The sequence below is a fragment of the Enterococcus sp. AZ163 genome (assembly GCF_050498925.1).
Classification (GTDB): Bacteria; Bacillota; Bacilli; order Lactobacillales; family Enterococcaceae; genus Enterococcus_A; species Enterococcus_A ferrettii.
On record NZ_JBIPAO010000001.1, the window covers coordinates 2,003,568 to 2,018,620 of the forward strand.

The following is a 15,053-nucleotide window of genomic DNA, read 5'->3' on the forward strand; positions in this document are numbered from 1 at the left end:
TAAATATTTGTTTCTTTTTAACAATAATGCTATTTTATTTACCTGTTTGTATTTTAAAAACTTGTTAAAAAGTATGAACATAGGTATCGGTAAAGGATTTTTTAATGTGAAATTACATTTCTCTAAAAATCGTTGTTATTTATCTTTTTTTTAATATTTTATAAGAAAAATGGTTTTTTATTTAAACCTGCGCTCGTTTTCTGAAGGCAGGTTCTACAAATCTCTTATTAATAAGAATTTAGTCAAAGCTTTTTATCGCTACTTCGCCATCTACGATTGTATCCAGAGGAATTCCTTGCTAAAGTAGAACTATATTAACTGAAACGAGGAAGTCTGATGCGAAGAATTTTATTGCTCGAGGATGATAAAAATTTGAATAGGGGAATTAATCTTTGCTTGACCAAAGAAGGATACGAGGTAGTATCCTGTTTAGATGTCGTTTCAGCTAAAGCGGCGTTTGAACAAAATGAAATTGATTTGATTATTAGCGATATTTCTTTGCCGGATGGGAATGGTTTGGATTTTTGCCAAGAGATTCGCCGTCAATCTGGCGTGAGGATTGTTATGCTGACTTCCTATAATCAAGAATATGACATTGTTGCTGGCTATGAACATGGAGCAGATGATTATGTTACCAAGCCTTTCAGCCTGATGGTATTAGTTTCTAAGATTAATGCACTGGTAAAACGAATTGCGGAGCCTAACGGACAGCGGCTAATCTCTAATGAACTGAGCCTGTCGTTATCAGAAATGAAAGCTGCTAAAAATAATGAAACTTTACTCCTTAGTAAGACGGAGCTGCAGCTGCTTACGATCTTTATGAAGAACCCTAAACAAATTCTTTCTGTTGATCAGCTGTTAGAACAGATATGGGATACCAAGGGAGACTATATTGACAGCAATATTGTTTCGGTGAATATTAGCCGGTTGAGACAAAAGATCGGTAAAGAGAAGATTAAAACAGTCAGAGGGGTGGGCTATTTATGGGTTTCCGACGTGCAAAAATAATTGGATTCATTCTATCAATCATTATTGTCAGCGTAGGCTTAATCAGCTGGAATTATTCCGAAATGCGGACAGCATTAGAATATGATCGAACAACTGCCTTGGGAAGACTGAGTGAAAATGAAGCCCTTTCTGAAGCTCAATTGATCGAGGCTTTCAATCAAGAGGACAATGAGACTTATTACGCCAAGGGCTCTGAATTAGAAGCAAAGTATGGAATGGACAAGCGAGAAACTAAGTATGACTATCTAGTTCAGCCTTTTTTGGTGCGGAATACGCTGATTTTGCTCGTAACTATTTTGTTAGTCCTCCTTTTGTTTTTTTGGAACCTGAGAGAGCAGAAGCTGCTGATGGAAGAATTAGAAAGTCTAGAAAATAAATACCACACTGAAAAAAGCCAGTATTCTATTCTGTTGCAGCGCACTCGACAGGAGGATAGTCAAATTAAATCAAGCATCACTGATATTGCCCATCAGTTAAAAACACCGGTGGCTTCCTTGAAGCTGAGTATGGATATTGCACTATCAGAGGCGTATTCTCCAGCTGAACGTCAGGAATTCAGTGATCAAGCAGTTCTTCAGATCAATAAATTGAATTTGATGCTTGATGGACTAGCAAAAATTTCACAAATGGAAACCGACCTAATTCAGATCAATCCGCAAAAATATTCATTAAGAAAATTAGTTAGTGAAGCAATCAATAGTGTAATCATCAAAGCGCTCGAAAGAGATATCGACATTGAGTTATCGTCGATTGATGAGAGCACTATTTTTGTTGACTACAAATGGACCTTAGAAGCACTTAGCAATGTGTTAGAAAACGCGATTAAGTACTCTCCAGTGCACACGAAGATTCAGGTGCATAGTCAATCGTTAGTCACTTATGTGGTTTTAGAAATCCTTGATGAAGGTCCAGGTATTCCTAAGCAAGAACAAACCTTGATCTATCAACGTTTTTATCGTGGTAAAAACAGTAATGAGGTGGAGGGGTCAGGGGTTGGGCTATATTTAACTAGAAAAATCATCGAAGAGCAAGGCGGGACCATTTTGGTTAAAAACCGAGTAGATCAGGGCGCGAATTTTCAATTAACGCTTCCGTTAGTCTGATAATTTTCCTTTCTTACAATTTTGTAACGTTTCCTGCAAGAGAACTGCAAGGTTCAAACTTTAAACTAAAAGTAAGATAAAGCAAAGAGGGGGAAACAACTATGATCTTAAGAATTAGAGATCTAATGAAGTATTACGACGATGGGGGCAGCATTGTAAAGGCGGTTAACCAGATCAACTTAGATGTGCATAAAGGTGAATTTATTGCGGTTGTTGGGAAATCTGGTTCAGGGAAAAGTACTTTATTGAATTTAATTGGCGGTTTGGATCGTCCGGATTCTGGCGAGGTTTTGGTTGAGGGCAGAAATATTTATCAGATGAAGGATGAGTCATTAGCGATCTTTCGTCGTCAGAAAATTGGCTTTATTTTTCAAAATTACAATTTGATTCCTTCACTAAATATTTGGGAGAATGTTGTTCTGCCAATTGGTTTAGATAATCGTAAGGTGAATGTCCGTTTTATTCAAGATCTATTAACTACAATTGGCTTAGATGATCGTATGAACGCCTTACCAGGGATGCTTTCTGGCGGACAACAGCAGCGGGTAGCCATTGCTCGAGCGATTGCAGCAGAGCCTGCAATTATTTTAGCTGATGAACCAACAGGCAATTTGGACACAAAAACTGAGCTAGAAGTAATGTCTTTGTTGAAAAATTCAGTAGAAAAATTTGGGCAAACATTGATTATGATTACTCATGACGAAGGGATTGCACAAACAGCTGATCGGATTGTTCATATTGAAGACGGGCGGGTGGTCTAGGATGAGTATGATCAATACTGTCGCTTGGGCTAATACCAAATTTCATCGTAGAAAAAATATCTTGTCTGGTGTGGCAATTATTCTGACATCGGTTCTAGTATTTCTAACTATTACAATGGGGTTAGGATCAGTCAATACGCAAAATGCAGCAGTCAATAAAATTTATCCAACTTGGCATACTATGTATCGGAATGTTTCTGAAGAAGATAAGGATAAAATTGCACAGCATGCAGCTATTGAAACGTATGGGTTGCGACAAGATATCGGCCAAGTCAGTTTGGACGAGGGTTCAGTTATCTTGCTTTATATGGATAAAACCGCTCAATATTTGAATAAAGTTGAGATTGATAAAGGAAGGGAGCCAAAAAGCGGAAACGAAGCTGTTTTTTCACTGAATACCTTAAAAAAGCTCGGCTATATTCAGGCAAAGCTGGGTGATGCAGTCACGGTTCCATTTCAGCCCTATACAAAAGACGGATTAGGATTGGCCGAGTCAACTACTTTCAAAATTGTCGGATTGATGGATGACACCGAGGAAATTAACGAGAAAGATAAGTATTCGATGATGGTTTCCAAGGAGTTTATGGAATCCAATAGTCCGTTAGACCAAAGAAGCTATCGCATGATGATTCGATTAGCACCTGAGGAAGCTGCCACTACGACTGAAGTTGAAAAAGAAACCAAAAAAATCGGCCAAAACTTCAATGTTCTTGAAAGTGATGTGGTAGTGAACAAAGAATATCTATTCGCTAACTATTCTGATCCAGCTTTTTATAGTGGCATGATAATTATTATAATAATTGTATCAGCAGCAGGGGCATTAACAATCTATAGTATCTATTATGTGTCCTTGATTAGTAAAGTTCAGGAGTTTGGCAAGCTGAAAGCTTTAGGAGCAACAGAGCAGCAAGTTCGTCAAATTGTTTTACGGGAAAATCTATTGGTTGCCAGCATAGCTATTCCGATTGGCTTGGCGATTGGGATTATCGCAGCAAAACTATTTTTTGGCAGAATCGTCGAACTCTTGCAGGAAGGTTCAGTATTAACTGCCACGATGCAGCAAGTTGTTCAAAACAATGAGGTTCAATTAATTATTCCTTGGGTAATAGCCCTATCCATTGGGATTGCCTTAATAACTGTTTTGGTGGCATCGTTAAAACCAATGCATTTGGCTAGTAAAATTATGCCGATTGAAGCAATGCGCTATACCGGACAGAATGAAACCAAACAGAAGAAGCGCAGAGGCTTCATGAATCTTACTCTTGAACGTTTAACCAAAGCAAACGTATCAAGAAATAAGAAACGAACGGTAATTACCATTGTTTCTTTAGGATTAATCGGGACGCTATTCGTTGCTGTATCTACAGTGTTTAATTGTATGCAGCCTGAAGAAATTGCCCATCAGGCGATTGCTGAAGATTTTCGTCTTAGGCTGGAAACCTGGAGTGGAGATCTAATGAACCCAGAACGAGAATGGCAAAAGCTTCAGCAAAATAATCCGCTCACATCTGACAAGATCAAAGAGATTGAGCAGATTTCTGGGGTTGAAAGAGTAGAGACTCAACGAGTTATTAGCGGAGAACTTGTTTCAATCAAAGAGCCCGATTCAGACAAGCCTTTAGCTGTCTCCATTGCAAGTATTAGAAAAAAGCAAATGAAGGAAGTAGCAAAGCATATCAAAAAGGGCAGTGTTGATTATGAAAAATTAGCAGGAGGGGAGTACTTAATTGCCAGTGACTATATTTTTAAAAATTACCCTGATTTGGCAATGGGGAAACCTATTGATGTGAAAATCTTTGATGGAGACAGAAGCTATATCAAACAAATGACGATTGTTGCGGCTGGCCGCTTACCTGAAAAGATTGATCATAGTGCCAGCCTCATTGCTTCTGATGAAACTATTCAGGCGCTATCTGATAACAATTTGATTAAGTTTTTGGATATTAAAGCAGATAGTCAACGAATATCTGAAGTAAAAAAAGAATTGGAGGCTATTAAGGGAGAAAGCGAATTTTACGAACTGGAAAGCTACGAAGATACTTTAAAAACATGGGAGTCAGCTACTATGATGACCGTTGGTGCTGGTTATAGTATCCTTTTAGTTCTAGCAGTTGTAGGCATCATGAATTTGGTAAACACAACTATTGATAGTATTTTAAGTCGTAAAAAGGAACTAGGTGTAATGCAGGCAATCGGCATGTCAAATAAACAAATGAGAAAGATGCTTCAATTGGAAAGTCTGTTTTATGCTGGAGGAATTATCTTCATGTCCGTTGGTATCGGCAGTATTGTTGGCTATTTAATTTACCGCTATGCTGCAGCTAATGCTTTGATGCAAATTCAAAATTATTATTATCCGTTTATTCAGGTAGGGTTACTCATCTTAGTAATAATTGTCGTTCAACTGCTTTTGACAATTGCGACGACAACAATAGTCAACAAAGAACCAGTCATTAAACGAATTCAAGCATCTGAATAGCTGCCAGAAACCGATTATCGCTGCGATCGTCGGTTTTTTTCTTTTATGGTGGTCCTTTTCTATGGCATAATAGGAGAAAACATAGGGAGAAAAATATGCGTTTAGACAAATTTTTAGCTGAAGCTGGTCTTGGCAGCCGCAAGGAAGTGAAACAGCTGATCAAAAAGGGCGTAATAACGGTTAATGCTCAGGTTGAGAAAAAGGATAAGACTCAGGTTGAACCGGAGTCAGATACGATAGCTTATGCTGGAGAGATCCTGCATTATCAAAAATATTACTATTACTTGCTGCATAAACCAGCGGGCACAATTAGTGCAACAGAAGACAAAAAAGATCGTACGGTAATGGATTTATTCAAATCACAGGATTATCGCAATGATTTATTTCCTGTTGGACGTTTAGACAAGGACACTGAAGGTCTTCTTCTTATTACTAATGATGGTCAGCTGGCACATGAATTGCTGTCGCCGAAAAAGCATGTGGACAAGGAATATTTGGCACAAGTAGCAGGAGTGATGGATCGGTCAGATCAGCAGCGCTTTCGTGAAGGGATTTCACTGGATGGAGAGCTGACTTTGCCGGCTGAATTAATGATTGATGCCATTGATGAAGAAAGGCGAACTTCTACTGTGAGGATTATTTTGCAGGAAGGTAAATTTCATCAGGTAAAACGGATGGTGAAGGCCTGTGGTAAAGAAGTAATCTATTTGAAACGTATTCGAATGGGGAGACTGTCTTTACCAAACGAATTGGCAAAGGGCGCGTATCGTGAGCTAAGTCGAGAAGAACTGGCACAACTGAAGAGTTCTGAATAATTGTTCCTTCAACGAAGTGCTATACTTAAATAGAGGTGATTGGAATGGAAATGGATTTGTCTATCACAGAGATTATGATTCGTTTGCTAATCGCGATGGTGATGGGCGGAGCAATTGGCATTGAGCGGGAATACCGCAATCGTCCGGCAGGTATTCGAACACACATATTGGTTTGTATGGGAGCAACGATTATTGCCTTGATTCAAACGGAAATTGCCAGTTCATCCCTGCGCTATGCGATTGAAAATCCCAGCTTAGCGGGTGTCGTTCGGTCAGATGAAGCGCGCTTAATCGCGCAAGTGGTCAGTGGGGTCGGTTTTCTAGGAGCAGGAACGATTATTGTTACCAATCGGTCGATTACCGGATTAACCACGGCAGCTTCAATTTGGGCGGGGGCTGGATTGGGCTTGGCAATCGGAATGGGCTATTACGACATTGCGCTGGCCAGCTTTGTAGGGATCATGCTAGCTTTGACGGTGGTGAAGAAAATCATCAAGGTTCACGCCATTAAAAAGTTAGAGATTCGTTTTGTTCACCGAGAAGAAACGAAGGAATTCATCATGAATTACTTCGAAAGTAAAAAGATTGAAGTGGAAAATGTCGATTTCAATGTGGACTTTCGCAATGATTACCGAATTTATACCAATGTGTACACGATTGATTTGCCAAAAGGGTTATCCTACACCGAGGTCATTGAGGATTTGTCCATGTACAAAAATATTACGAAGCTGCGATTAATCAACGTATAAAAAAACCTTTATGACTGCTACTGTTGCTCGCAGCCATAAAGGTTCTTTTTTATTCCATACCAATCAGGTAATCGTCATCGTTCATCGCTTCCACTTGACCTAACAGATAACCATTCCCAACTTGGGAGAAGAAGTCATGGTTGCTAGTGCCAGTAGAAATACCGTTCATTACGATCGGATTCACATCGTCAGCCGTGTCTGGGAACAACGGATCCATTCCTAAGTTCATTAACGCTTTATTGGCATTATAACGTAAGAAAGTTTTGACTTCCTCAGTCCAACCAATTTCATCGTATAATTCCTCGGTGTATCGTTCTTCATTTTCGTACAATTCATAAAGTAAGTTGTACATCCATTCTTTCAAACGTTCTTGCTCTTCTTTCGGTTGCTCGTTAAAACCTCGTTGGAATTTGTAGCCAATATAAGTGCCATGAACCGATTCATCACGAATAATTAGTTTAATGATCTCTGCTACGTTAGCCAATTTATTATTGCCTAAATAATACAAAGGTGTATAGAAACCAGAGTAGAATAGGAAGGTTTCTAAAAAGACGCTGGCAATTTTCTTCTCTAACGGTGTGCCATTTTTATAAATTTCATTCACTCGTTCAGCTTTCTTTTGCAGATACACATTGGTGTTTGTCCATTCAAAGATTTCGTTGATTTCTGCCTTAGTATTTAACGTACTAAAAATAGAAGAATAGCTTTTGGCGTGGACTGATTCCATGAATTGAATATTGTTCAATACTGCTTCTTCATGAGGCGTACGCACATCAGCACGTAATTGTTCCATACCACTTTCTGATTGAACAGTGTCTAAAAGCGTTAGTCCGCCAAATACATAACCAACTACTTTTTTCTCTAAATCAGACAGCTTCCGCCAATCATCTAAGTCATTGGATAAAGGAATACGGGTATCCAGCCAAAATTGTTCGGTTAGCTTTTCCCACGTTGATTTATCAATGACATCTTCAATTTCATTCCAGTTAATGGCTTTGTAATAAGTCTCTGCCATGTAGTTTCCTCCTTGGTCTTGCTTTAATACTGTCAAACATCACGAACCTGAGTAGATTCGTGATGTCTGGTTGTTGTGTAGTAATAAGTGACTGTCAGCTAGCTCCATATAAAGGAATTGATTTTTCTCTGAAAAATCATTCGGATCGTCGTACGCATACCATCCTGCTAAACTGCTTAGTTTGATAATTGGTTGAGTTCCTGTTATGTTGCGCGATTACCTAATATACTGCGAAAAGCAGGACTGTCAGCTGGCAACTAAATTACGCAACTTTCACATTGGTTTGAACCGATCTCTTCGGCATCCTCAGTGAAGGTACGAACGTAATAGATTGATTTACAGCCTTTGTAGAAGGCGTAGTTTCGCAAGATATTCAAATCACGGGTTGTTTGCTTGGTTTCATGTTTCCATTCATACAAGCCTCGTGGAATTTCTGAACGCATAAATAAGGTTAAGCTCATACCTTGGTCAATATGTTGTTGCGCCGTAGCATAGACATCGATCACCTTACGCATATCCATATCATAAGCAGAAGTGTAATAAGGCAAGGTTTCATTGTTCAAGTAAGGAGCTGGATAGTAAATTTTACCAATTTTCTTTTCTTGACGTTCTTCGATTAAACGAGTGATTGGGTGTAAGCTAGCACTAGTATCATTGATATATGAAATTGAACCATTCGGAGCAACAGCTAAACGGTTTTGGTGGTACAAGCCGTCTTTTTGAATGGCTTCTTTTAATGCTTGCCAATCTTCTTTTGTTGGAACGAAAATGTCTTTAAAAATTTCTTTGACTTTATCTGTTTTAGGTAAGAATTCATCTGACAAATACTTATCAAAATAGGTTCCATCTGCATATTTAGACTTTTCAAAGTTATGGAAAACTTGTTTGCGCTCCTTGGCGATTTGGTTGCTTTCCATTAACGTCCAGTAATTTAACAAGGTAAAGTAAATATTAGTGAAATCAATGGATTCCTCTGAGCCGTATACCATCAAATTTTTAGCAAAGAAGCTGTGTAGTCCCATCGCCCCTAAACCAATCGTGTGGTTAAGGTTATTACCATTTTGAATAGAAGGAACCACATCAATATTTGAAGCATCTGTAATATAAGTTAATCCACGAACCATCGTACGAACCGATTGACCAAAGTCTGGACTTTCCATCAAGTTAACGATATTGGTAGAACCTAAGTTACATGAAATATCAGTTCCTAAATCATCATACTCCTGACGATCGTTAATTGCTGAAGGTGTTTGAACCTGCAGAATTTCTGAACAAAGGTTACTCATAACGATTTTGCCATCAACAGGGTTGGCCTTATTCGCTGTATCGATGTTAATGATATACGGATAACCAGATTCCTGCTGCAGCTTAGATAATTCATTTTCTAAATCGCGGGCACGAATTTTCTTCTTACGAATGTTTGGGTTAGCGACCATGTTGTCGTATTCTTTAGTGATATCAACGTAAGAATAGGGAACACCGTATTCACGTTCGATACCGTAAGGACTGAATAAATACATATCCTCATTTTTGCGAGCCAATTCGTAAAATTTATCCGGTACGGTTACCCCTAAGGATAAAGTTTTTACCCGGATTTTTTCGTCTGCATTTTCTTTTTTTGCAGACAAGAAAACTTCAATATCTGGATGGAAAACATCCAAGTAAACAACACCGGCACCTTGACGTTGACCTAGCTGATTAGAGTACGAAAAGCTGTCTTCAAACAATTTCATTACAGGAACGACGCCGCTGGCAGCCCCATCATAGCCCTTAATTGGCGCGCCCGCTTCACGCAGGTTCGACAGGTTGATTCCAACGCCGCCGCCGATTCGAGACAATTGCAACGCTGAATTGATTGAACGTCCAATGCTGTTCATGTCGTCAGTCACTTGGATTAGGAAACAAGATACGAGCTCCCCACGTCTTTTGCGGCCAGCATTCAAAAAGGAGGGTGTAGCTGGTTGGTAACGCTGATGAATCATTTCATCAGCTAAACGTAGAGCCAATTCTTCATCACCATTGGCAAAGTAAAGGGCGTTGTAAGCTACCCGGTCTTCATAGCTCTCTAAATATTCAGTTCCTTCATTGTTTTTCAACGCGTATTGTGAGTAAAACTTGTAAGCCGCCATGAATGATTTGAAGGTGAAGTTTTGTTCATCTAAAAAGGTAAATAACCGATCAATAAATTCTGGGGAATAGTTCGCAATGAATGCTTCTTCTAAATAGTCATGCTCTACCAAATAAGCAATTTTTTCCTGGACAGTCGCGAACTTACGGGTATTTGGCTCTGCGTTTTCTTTAAAGAATGCTTCTAGAGCGTCTTTATCTTTATTCAAAGGGATTTGTCCATTAACTGGACGATTGATTTCATTGTTTAGTTTAAAGTAGCTTACGTCTCCTAAGTCTTTTAGGCTCATATCGTCACATCTTTCCTTATTCATAGTTTTGGACTAATTCTTCAATTGAAAAATTAGTCCACAGATCATAATGCTATTATAAAGAAGAAACTTTGCAATCCTTCGACTGCAAAGCTTCAGGTTAAGCTAATGCTTTTAATTGATCAGGTCTAAAACCGATAATCGCAGATTGGCCACCGAAAATTACTGGGACACTTTGGAATCCTTGGTTCTTCAAGAAATCTAGTGCTTCAGGCTCGTTGTCGATATTCACTTCTTCAAAGGGAATACTATTATCTGATAAATAACGTTTTGTCATTTTGCATTGCATGCAGTTGTCTTTTGAATATACTTTAACCATAAAAAGGCCTCCTTTTTCTTTACATTACCTAGTATAAAAGATATAGGAGAAAAGTCAATTACAAGATACTACATCTTGTGCTGCAAGAAAGTGCATACACAATAGTTTGTGTTTTTTGGAAAACTGTGAAAACTCACCATTACACAGATTTTAGCGTCTTTAAAGAAAGAACAATGTTAGTCAACGTTTTTTTTAGCAAATAAAAAAATTTAGAATAACTTTTTTAACAGGATTAAAACTATAAAACCAGTGATTTGTCAACTGAAATGCTCAAGATTTTATTGACTTCTAATGACAATAAATGTATTCTAAATGAGAAAGATTATCATTATTAATGAGAGTGAAAAGCAGGTGGAGGAGCCATGACTACATTAGCAGAAACGCCATTAAATCAAGTGGTGCAAATTGAATCCATTCAATTGGATAGTGAATTGAAGCGTCGTATGCAGGATTTAGGGATGACAGTTGGAACGAAGGTAGCTGTAGTGAATCATTCCGGCGACAATAGCATTGTTTTATTACATAATACCCGGGTAGCTTTGGATAAGTCTTTGTTAATGAGTATACTCGTGAAAGAAGTAACAGAAGATCAACAGGCGTGGTCTTCACTGGATCAGTTGGCTGTGGGAGAAGAAGGCCAAATTGTCAATGTTCATGGCAGTGGTGCGGTGAAACGCCGTTTAATGGATATGGGCCTGACTAAAGGAACCAACGTAATGGTTGTGAAGCTGGCTCCTTTAGGTGATCCGATGGAAATTCGGGTTCGTGGATATGAATTAAGCTTGAGAAAAAGTGAATCAGAGATGGTTGTTGTGGCCAAGGAGGCGGAATAAATGGCAGAATTGCATATTGCTTTGGCAGGAAACCCCAATAGTGGGAAAACCAGTACCTTTAATGTACTGACCGGAACCAATCAATTTGTCGGGAATTGGCCAGGTGTAACAGTTGAGCGTAAAGAAGGAAAATACAAAAAACAGCATGACGTAATTATTGATGATCTACCCGGCATTTATTCATTGTCCCCCTATTCTCCAGAAGAAGTGGTAGCTAGGGATTATTTATTGTCAGATATTCCTGATGTCATTTTGAATATTATCGATGGTACGAATTTGGAACGGAACCTCTATTTGACAACGCAATTAATTGAAACAGGAATCCCTGTGGTAGCAGCAGTCAACATGATGGACTTGATCAAAAAAGACGGGAAACAAATTAACTTAGAAAAATTGTCTTATGCATTAGGTGTGCCCGTTATTGGTATCAGTGCTTTGAAAAATTGGGGCGTTGATAAGGCTGTCGAACAAGCGATAGAGCTTGCGAAAAAAGGAACGCCTGAAGAAATCAGCTATCCTCATTATGACAAGCGAATTGAAGCTGCTCTTAGTGAAATTACAGCAGTTTTAGGCAACACTGTGTTAGAAAAATATAGTCGCTGGTACAGTGTAAAGTTGTTTGAACGCGACATGCGGGCGCAGGAGCAGTTGACATTAAGCAGTATTCAGCAAAAAGAGATCGAAGAAACCATCAAAATTACTGAGAAAATTTTGGGTGATGATGCGGAAACGATCATTATTAATGAGCGTTATGAATTCATCACCAATTTGCGCACCCTATGTATTGTTGATCATGATGAATTCAAATTATCTGTTTCTGATAAAATAGATCGTGTTGTTACCAATCGGTTTTTGGCTTTACCTATTTTTGCTCTTGTCATGTGGCTCGTTTACTATATTTCAATTCGGACAATTGGGGTAATGGGTACTGACTGGGTAAACGATGTTCTTTTTGGTGAGGCAGTGCCTAATTTTGTAGGGAATGCCTTGGCTTCATTGAATGTGGCAGATTGGATGCAGAGCTTGATTTTGGATGGAATTATTGCTGGTGTTGGAGCAGTTTTAGGGTTCTTACCACAATTAATGGTTCTATTCTTCTGTTTAGCCTTATTAGAAGATTGCGGCTATATGGCTCGGATTGCGTTTGTGATGGACCGGATTTTTCGTAAATTTGGATTGTCAGGGAAATCATTTATTCCTATGCTGATTGCGACTGGCTGTGGAGTCCCTGGGGTAATGGCCAGCCGAACCATCGAAAACGAAAAAGATCGCCGTATGACAGCGATGTTAACGACCTTTATGCCTTGTTCCGCTAAGTTACCGATTATTGCATTGGTAGCAGGAGCGTTTTTCCCTAACAGTAGTTGGGTTGCTCCATCCGCTTACTTTATTGGAATGGGCGCAATTGTCCTTTCAGGAATTGCTTTGAAGAAAACCAAATTGTTTGCTGGGGATCCAGCACCGTTTATTATGGAGCTTCCGCTGTATCATGTACCTAGAATTGGTAATACCTTACGATATACGTATGACCATAGTAAAGCCTTTGTAAAACGCGCTGGAACAATTATTTTTGTTTCCAGTATCATTATCTGGTTTATTTCCAGCTACAACTTCTCACTGCAATCAGTGAATGAAAATGACAGTATGTTAGCCTTCTTAGGTGGTTTGATTGCACCAATCTTTGCACCTTTAGGCTGGGGCGACTGGCGTGGTGCAGTAGCGGCTATTACTGGTTTAGTTGCGAAGGAAAATGTTATTGGAACCTTTGGTATTTTGTATCGTCATGCAGAAGTAGCTGAAGATGGTGTGGAAATCTGGCAGGCATTAAGAGCAGCTTATACACCTGTTGCCGGATATTCCTTCTTAGTATTCAACCTGCTCTGTGCACCATGTTTTGCAGCGATAGGCGCGATTCATCGGGAGATGGGCGATACGAAGTGGACCTTCAGAGCAATTGGTTATCAGTGCGGCTTGGCTTATGTAGTCAGCTTTATCATTTATCAAATCGGACATGTCGCTTTTGAAAGTGGCACTATTGGCTTGGGAATGGTTTTGGCTGTTGCCTTAATTGCAGTAATGGTATACTTCTTAGTAAGAAGACCAGCGAAACGTACGCCGTCAGTTACGATTGAACATATCAAAGAGGTGAAAGAATGGCAACCATAGTTTTATCTGTTTTGATCTTTGGCAGTGCCGGTGTGATTGTGTACCGAAAAATAAAAAACGGCAGCTCCTGCGAGGAATGCAACTGCAGCTGCCCAGTAAAACATGAACAAGAAAAATAAAAAGTAGAGCCGCAGAAGAAAAAATTCTTCTGTGGCTTTTTGGTGAATTACTATTGAATTACTATATAATAGTAGAAAAAGCGGGAAGGAGAAAGCCAATGCTTGATAAAAAACGAGTGAGATTTTTCAAAGGCTTCTTATTCCTTCTGATGGTTTTAGCCATTTTCATACTGCCGCAAAATACATCTATTTTTGTTAATGGAATGCTGTTTGTAGTGTATATGCTGCTGTTGGCGATCTTAAATTATCATGCTGAAGAAAACTCTGGTATCTTTAAAAAGCGCCGCGATAACTTGATTTTTGAATTGCTGCTGGTATTCCTCTTGCTGCTAGCTTCTTGGCGGGTTTACTGATCAATCTGCAAATAGATCAACACTTCATTTTTAGCAGGGTCAGTCGTAGTAGGATCGGTCAGGTACATTTCAATTGCGGGGCCAATGACCTGATAGTGCTCTTTTTCGATCCACTGGCTTAATTGCATATAGGCTTGGGTTAACCCTTGATAAAAGCCTGCATAGTACATTCTTGCTGCAGAAACGGGAGTAAGGGTTCGGGTGTCTTCCGTAGCCTCAGAAACCGGAACGGCAAATTCCATATCATAATTTTCGGGCGTGTATTCTGAACTGTGGTAAATAAACAGAGGTGCACCTTCTGGAGACAAGCCCTTCTGAGTTATCAGCTCAAAGACTTCATTTATGAGATCTCCGCTATCCCTAACATTCATCACTCGCCGAAGCGAGAAAATAGTTAATTCCGGCGTTTTGACAATCTCAATATTTTCTTGATGCTCCATAAATAAATCACCCTCAGTTAATGCTGTCAAATCCTTGCCAATTGAAGCTTGAAGTGATAAATAATTGGCCAGCTTGGCATCAATTTCTGCTTGTTTTTCCTCTAATAAAGGAGCTAACAGACGATGATCAGCCAAGACCTTTTTTATTTCACTCAATGAGCATTCATAGCTGCGCAATTTTTGAATCAGAAAAACAGTGGCCATTTGGTGGCTTTGATAATAACGATAACCGTTGGAGGGATCGGTAACAGCAGGTTTTAACAAATTAATTTCGTCGTAATAGCGTAAGGTTTTTGTTGTCACCTGAGCGATTTTGGAGAATTGACTAATGGTTAACATAAATTTCCTCATTTCTTACTTGGCCTGCTTTCAACAATCAAAAGGACCAAAAGAATTTGATGTATCCATTATATCATGAGCAAATGCTCTGTTTTGTCATGAAATCAATGGTAAGA

At 39.1% G+C, this 15,053-nt stretch carries 14 protein-coding genes; 10 read left to right on the forward strand and 4 right to left on the reverse strand.

Annotated elements, in window-relative coordinates:
* The first annotated feature begins 336 nt into the window (after positions 1 to 336).
* The 6 genes from IGI46_RS09480 (at position 337) to IGI46_RS09505 (ending at position 6,915) form a co-directional block, all read left to right on the forward strand.
* On the forward strand, positions 337 to 1,008 hold the full coding sequence (locus tag IGI46_RS09480; protein ID WP_429973342.1) for a response regulator transcription factor: 672 nt from the start codon (positions 337 to 339) through the stop codon (positions 1,006 to 1,008).
* Positions 984 to 2,111, forward strand: coding sequence for a sensor histidine kinase (locus IGI46_RS09485; RefSeq protein WP_429973343.1), 1,128 nt, complete (start codon positions 984 to 986; stop codon positions 2,109 to 2,111). The genes IGI46_RS09480 and IGI46_RS09485 overlap by 25 nt, the downstream gene beginning before the upstream one ends.
* Before the next feature lie 101 nt (positions 2,112 to 2,212).
* Positions 2,213 to 2,872, forward strand: coding sequence for an ABC transporter ATP-binding protein (locus IGI46_RS09490; RefSeq protein WP_429973344.1), 660 nt, complete (start codon positions 2,213 to 2,215; stop codon positions 2,870 to 2,872).
* A gap of 1 nt (position 2,873) precedes the next feature.
* A complete protein-coding gene (locus IGI46_RS09495; protein WP_429973345.1) occupies positions 2,874 to 5,351 on the forward strand; it encodes an ABC transporter permease in 2,478 nt (825 codons plus the stop codon).
* 95 nt (positions 5,352 to 5,446) lie between these two features.
* Positions 5,447 to 6,166, forward strand: a complete 720-nt coding sequence (locus IGI46_RS09500) for a pseudouridine synthase (protein ID WP_429973346.1) — start codon at positions 5,447 to 5,449, stop codon at positions 6,164 to 6,166.
* Between the two features lie 44 nt (positions 6,167 to 6,210).
* A complete protein-coding gene (locus tag IGI46_RS09505) occupies positions 6,211 to 6,915 on the forward strand; it encodes an MgtC/SapB family protein (RefSeq protein ID WP_207704310.1) in 705 nt (234 codons plus the stop codon).
* A gap of 49 nt (positions 6,916 to 6,964) precedes the next feature.
* Here IGI46_RS09505 and nrdF read toward each other — a convergent pair whose 3' ends face one another.
* The 3 genes from nrdF to nrdH form a co-directional block, all read right to left on the reverse strand.
* The gene (nrdF, locus tag IGI46_RS09510) at positions 6,965 to 7,930 is read right to left on the reverse strand and encodes a class 1b ribonucleoside-diphosphate reductase subunit beta (protein ID WP_429973347.1); all 966 of its coding nucleotides are present in this window, start codon (positions 7,928 to 7,930) and stop codon (positions 6,965 to 6,967) included.
* A 257-nt stretch (positions 7,931 to 8,187) separates the two neighbouring features.
* Complete coding sequence (gene nrdE, locus IGI46_RS09515) at positions 8,188 to 10,347, reverse strand: class 1b ribonucleoside-diphosphate reductase subunit alpha (protein ID WP_429963069.1); 2,160 nt, start codon at positions 10,345 to 10,347, stop codon at positions 8,188 to 8,190.
* A gap of 121 nt (positions 10,348 to 10,468) precedes the next feature.
* Complete coding sequence (gene nrdH / locus IGI46_RS09520; RefSeq protein ID WP_207704313.1) at positions 10,469 to 10,687, reverse strand: glutaredoxin-like protein NrdH; 219 nt, start codon at positions 10,685 to 10,687, stop codon at positions 10,469 to 10,471.
* 362 nt (positions 10,688 to 11,049) lie between these two features.
* On the opposite strand from nrdH, the gene IGI46_RS09525 reads away from it, so the two are divergent.
* The 4 genes from IGI46_RS09525 to IGI46_RS09540 all read left to right on the forward strand — a co-directional run bounded on the left by IGI46_RS09525 (position 11,050) and on the right by IGI46_RS09540 (position 14,158).
* Positions 11,050 to 11,520 carry a FeoA family protein gene (locus IGI46_RS09525; RefSeq protein ID WP_429963070.1) on the forward strand — a complete coding sequence of 157 codons (471 nt, stop codon included), beginning with the start codon at positions 11,050 to 11,052 and terminating at the stop codon, positions 11,518 to 11,520.
* Complete coding sequence (gene feoB, locus IGI46_RS09530; protein ID WP_429973348.1) at positions 11,521 to 13,686, forward strand: ferrous iron transport protein B; 2,166 nt, start codon at positions 11,521 to 11,523, stop codon at positions 13,684 to 13,686.
* Positions 13,674 to 13,805 (forward strand): FeoB-associated Cys-rich membrane protein, encoded by a 132-nt coding sequence (locus IGI46_RS09535; protein ID WP_207704316.1) that lies wholly within the window; start codon positions 13,674 to 13,676, stop codon positions 13,803 to 13,805. Before feoB ends, IGI46_RS09535 begins: the two co-directional genes overlap by 13 nt.
* Positions 13,806 to 13,903: 98 nt before the next feature.
* Entirely contained in the window at positions 13,904 to 14,158 is a 255-nt protein-coding gene (locus IGI46_RS09540; RefSeq protein ID WP_207704317.1) for a hypothetical protein, read from the forward strand.
* Here the strand turns inward: IGI46_RS09540 and IGI46_RS09545 are convergent.
* Positions 14,152 to 14,937 (reverse strand): MerR family transcriptional regulator, encoded by a 786-nt coding sequence (locus IGI46_RS09545; RefSeq protein WP_429973349.1) that lies wholly within the window; start codon positions 14,935 to 14,937, stop codon positions 14,152 to 14,154. The two genes, IGI46_RS09540 and IGI46_RS09545, sit on opposite strands and share 7 nt — an antisense overlap.
* Positions 14,938 to 15,053 lie beyond the last annotated feature (116 nt).

Coding starts and splice junctions, on each gene's coding strand:
- IGI46_RS09480 (WP_429973342.1), top strand. CDS start 337: ATGCGAAGAATTTTATTGCTCGAGGATGATAAAAATTTGAATAGGGGA.
- IGI46_RS09485 (WP_429973343.1), top strand. CDS start 984: ATGGGTTTCCGACGTGCAAAAATAATTGGATTCATTCTATCAATCATT.
- IGI46_RS09490 (WP_429973344.1), top strand. CDS start 2,213: ATGATCTTAAGAATTAGAGATCTAATGAAGTATTACGACGATGGGGGC.
- IGI46_RS09495 (WP_429973345.1), top strand. CDS start 2,874: ATGAGTATGATCAATACTGTCGCTTGGGCTAATACCAAATTTCATCGT.
- IGI46_RS09500 (WP_429973346.1), top strand. CDS start 5,447: ATGCGTTTAGACAAATTTTTAGCTGAAGCTGGTCTTGGCAGCCGCAAG.
- IGI46_RS09505 (WP_207704310.1), top strand. CDS start 6,211: ATGGAAATGGATTTGTCTATCACAGAGATTATGATTCGTTTGCTAATC.
- nrdF (WP_429973347.1), bottom strand. CDS start 7,930: ATGGCAGAGACTTATTACAAAGCCATTAACTGGAATGAAATTGAAGAT.
- nrdE (WP_429963069.1), bottom strand. CDS start 10,347: ATGAGCCTAAAAGACTTAGGAGACGTAAGCTACTTTAAACTAAACAAT.
- nrdH (WP_207704313.1), bottom strand. CDS start 10,687: ATGGTTAAAGTATATTCAAAAGACAACTGCATGCAATGCAAAATGACA.
- IGI46_RS09525 (WP_429963070.1), top strand. CDS start 11,050: ATGACTACATTAGCAGAAACGCCATTAAATCAAGTGGTGCAAATTGAA.
- feoB (WP_429973348.1), top strand. CDS start 11,521: ATGGCAGAATTGCATATTGCTTTGGCAGGAAACCCCAATAGTGGGAAA.
- IGI46_RS09535 (WP_207704316.1), top strand. CDS start 13,674: ATGGCAACCATAGTTTTATCTGTTTTGATCTTTGGCAGTGCCGGTGTG.
- IGI46_RS09540 (WP_207704317.1), top strand. CDS start 13,904: ATGCTTGATAAAAAACGAGTGAGATTTTTCAAAGGCTTCTTATTCCTT.
- IGI46_RS09545 (WP_429973349.1), bottom strand. CDS start 14,937: ATGTTAACCATTAGTCAATTCTCCAAAATCGCTCAGGTGACAACAAAA.